General features: G+C 38.0%; 2 protein-coding genes and 1 pseudogene. All 3 read right to left on the minus strand.

Annotated features, from left to right (window positions below; genetic code table 11):
- Window positions 1-331, minus strand: a 331-nt coding sequence (locus tag ACY65O_RS16500; RefSeq protein WP_462221962.1) for a thioredoxin family protein, incomplete at its 3' end; no start/stop codon positions are given.
- 16 nt (window positions 332-347) lie between these two features.
- The gene (locus ACY65O_RS16505; RefSeq protein ID WP_462221963.1) at window positions 348-1,931 is read right to left on the minus strand and encodes a C1 family peptidase; all 1,584 of its coding nucleotides are present in this window, start codon (window positions 1,929-1,931) and stop codon (window positions 348-350) included.
- A 110-nt stretch (window positions 1,932-2,041) separates the two neighbouring features.
- Window positions 2,042-2,498: pseudogene (locus ACY65O_RS16510) on the minus strand (penicillin-binding protein 1C); the annotation flags it as partial.

Consider the following 2,498-nt stretch of genomic DNA (forward strand, 5'->3'; position numbering starts at 1 on the left):
ACCCAAAACGCTGTGGATAACCATATATGGCAAAAGTTTTTTTGTTTAAATTGTCTTCACTATAATTTAAATGATATACCACATACGATGCTTTAATAACTGAATCAATTTTTGCATAAGCTTTACTAAACCGGGCAAATTCAATACACCAGCTGCACCAGTTACCGCCACCTTGTATTAACACATATTTATTTTCGGCCTTTGCTTTTTTTATAGCAGCAGCAATATCTTTTGCCGCATCGGCCCAGGGGTTATACAATTTACTTTCCTGCTTTTGTGCATTACTTAAATAAGTAACCATGCAAAAAAGTATGGCGAAAATATTTCTCAATTAATTAAAGTTTATTTTATTTATTAATTTCTACTATACAAATTACTGCATTGGGTGTACCATTATCTGCTTTTAAATTTATAGTGCCACCAGTACCTGTTGCAAAACGAACATTGGAAACTGCATTTTGCTGTAATGCTGCTGCAACCTTTGCTGCATAAGTAGTTTGAGTACTTTTTGAAATGGCATTATTAACCGAATACCAATCAATAGCCTGTTTAGTTACCACAGCCGCAAATACATCTTTAGTGCCCACATTATCCGGCACTAAACTTTTACCACGGGGAAATAAGCGGTAACCTGTAATACCGCAATAAGGAGAGAAGGATGTTTTTGTTGCATCATCTTTATTGGGATAAGGAAATAAAGTATAACTGCTGCCGTCAGTTTCCTGACCAAAAATATAAATGTTGCACTCCGTGGAGTTTTTTATTTCTATTTTAAATTTTGTACCTGCTGCAATTTTATTTACCGTTTCAAAAATATTTGCAGTCTTTAATTTTAAAGGGATGTATTGTTTATCATCATTTTTAACCAAACCAATATTACTTTCAAAAGCAACATTAACCGCAGCGCCACGCTTTGGCATTGGGTCAATGCCATAAGCTTCCCTTACAAACTCTTTAAAGTCGGCATAGCGCACCCAACCTATACCGTTATTACCCCATTTTGGTCCCCAACTGTTCATTAATTGAAAAGCCTGTTTACGGTCATCGTAACCAATTACACACATGGCATGTCCGCCAAAGCCCATCTGGCTGCGGTCTTCATCAGTTGGTGCCCACATTTCTTTTCCCATCATATCCTGCATAAAAGTTCCGCCAACCATCATTCCAATTACAACAGGGGCATCTTTTGCCAAATGTTCTTTTACAGCCCTTACATTAATTCCTTCTACACCTTCGCCATCTGTTAAACGGGTAAAACCATGCATACGGTTTTGTGCTGCATTGTTTTGCATTGATGAGTTGGGTTGCCTGCTGCAATCCTGCTCATCATAAGGGAAAGTATTAAAAGGCACCACACCTTTAGCAGTCATAAATTCCATGGCGTTTTGTATGTATGCACCCTGGCATCCTTCTAAACCAATTTGATTATAAACAAATGCAGGGCTGTAAGCGGTATTGTTTCCGCTTTGATTAGTTGATGCTGCTTCTACAATTGTTCTTGCTGCATACACACTGCTCCATGCAACACAACTGCCCTGCTTACCCTGATCCTGACGGTCGGGTGCAAAACGCAGCAATGAAACACTTTCAGGTAAGGGATTTTTGGTATTATCATCTGCCAATGCTTCGTAAACATTAGCTTTTTTAAATTGCTCGGGACTAAAATTATATCCGCTTTGTGAGAAGAGATTTTTAATAATGTTTGAACCACCACCCGAACTGTTTCTGAAAAAGAAAAAATAGGCTGCAGCTGCTGCAATTAATAACAGGATAATTTTTTTGCCTCCACCTCCGCCTCTGAATAATCCCAAAATAAGGGGTAAAAAATTTAATAAACCACCACCGCCTCCACCGCTGCTTCTTCCTCCAGATGTACTGCTTTCATTAAAATCCTGTTGATCCTGCGGATCATCTTCCATACGTATTGGCATAGCAATTTATTTTAGGGCTTAAAAGTAAGGAGAAATTTGATAATGCTTTTAGTTATAGTTCAATTAGCCAAAATCTTTTTTAATTATAAGATGAGGTGTTTTTATAATGGTCAATGATTTTCTTTATCTAATATTACAAATTGCCTGCTCACACTCAATCCATTTTCATCTACCAATGTTATAATGTGTTTACCTGCTGATGGATTTAAACCCATTTGATGAAATTTTTGTGTGGCGCCAATAAAATTATCATCCAAACTCCAGAAAATTTTTGCACTGCTGCGGCGGTGTGCTGCAGTAAAAACAGTTTTACCTTTTTGTCCGCTTACTTCTAATGGTACATAAATTTTTGCATCGGCCTGAGGGTAAATGATCTCCATTACCTTGCCGGTTTCGGTGTACACACAGCCAGGTTTAAAGGCCGGTAATGTTTTATAATCGGCATTGCGTTGCTTATAATAAAATTCCATGGCAGGTGACAGGGTGAACCAACTTTTATGTTGCATGGCAGAAGGACTTTCGCAATCTTCTGTTACCCGATATGTTCCTGTTGCATCGAGGTGAATT

Source organism: Ferruginibacter sp. (assembly GCF_031430955.1).
Lineage (GTDB): Bacteria > Bacteroidota > Bacteroidia > Chitinophagales > Chitinophagaceae > Ferruginibacter.

Coding starts and splice junctions, on each gene's coding strand:
- ACY65O_RS16505 (WP_462221963.1), bottom strand. CDS start 1,931: ATGCCAATACGTATGGAAGATGATCCGCAGGATCAACAGGATTTTAAT.